Origin of the sequence: Microlunatus spumicola (assembly GCF_039536445.1) — a bacterium.
Classification (GTDB): domain Bacteria; phylum Actinomycetota; class Actinomycetes; order Propionibacteriales; family Propionibacteriaceae; genus Microlunatus; species Microlunatus spumicola.
Genome location: NZ_BAAAYR010000012.1, coordinates 1 through 935 on the forward strand (window position 1 = coordinate 1; position 935 = coordinate 935).

General features: G+C 56.1%; 1 rRNA gene. It reads left to right on the forward strand.

The window, feature by feature from the left end:
• A 23S ribosomal RNA gene (locus ABD665_RS21635) occupies positions 1-935 on the forward strand; the annotation flags it as partial.

The following is a 935-nucleotide window of genomic DNA, read 5'->3' on the forward strand; positions in this document are numbered from 1 at the left end:
CAAGTCGTAAGACGATGTATACGGACTGACGCCTGCCCGGTGCTGGAACGTTAAGGGGAACTGTTAGCCGCAAGGCGAAGCGGTGAACTTAAGCGCCAGTAAACGGCGGTGGTAACTATAACCATCCTAAGGTAGCGAAATTCCTTGTCGGGTAAGTTCCGACCTGCACGAATGGCGTAACGACTTGGGCGCTGTCTCGACCACGGACTCGGCGAAATTGCACTACGAGTAAAGATGCTCGTTACGCGCAGCAGGACGGAAAGACCCCGGGACCTTCACTATAGTTTGGTATTGGTGTTCGGTACAGCTTGTGTAGGATAGGTGGGAGACTGTGAAGCGGCGACGCCAGTTGTCGTGGAGTCAACGTTGAAATACCACTCTGGTTGTTCTGGATATCTAACCTAGGTCCATTATCTGGATCAGGAACAGTGCCTGATGGGTAGTTTGACTGGGGCGGTCGCCTCCCAAAAGGTAACGGAGGCGCCCAAAGGTTCCCTCAGCCTGGTTGGCAATCAGGTTTCGAGTGTAAGTGCACAAGGGAGCTTGACTGTGAGAGGGACACCTCGAGCAGGGACGAAAGTCGGGACTAGTGATCTGACGGTGGCATGTGGAAGCGCCGTCACTCAACGGATAAAAGGTACCCCGGGGATAACAGGCTGATCTTGCCCGAGCGTCCATAGCGACGGCATGGTTTGGCACCTCGATGTCGGCTCGTCGCATCCTGGGGCTGGAGTCGGTCCCAAGGGTTGGGCTGTTCGCCCATTAAAGCGGCACGCGAGCTGGGTTTAGAACGTCGTGAGACAGTTCGGTCCCTATCCGCTGCGCGCGTAGGAGTCTTGAGGAGGGCTGTCCTTAGTACGAGAGGACCGGGACGGACGAACCTCTGGTGTGCCAGTTGTTCTGCCAAGAGCACGGCTGGTTGGCTACGTTCGGAA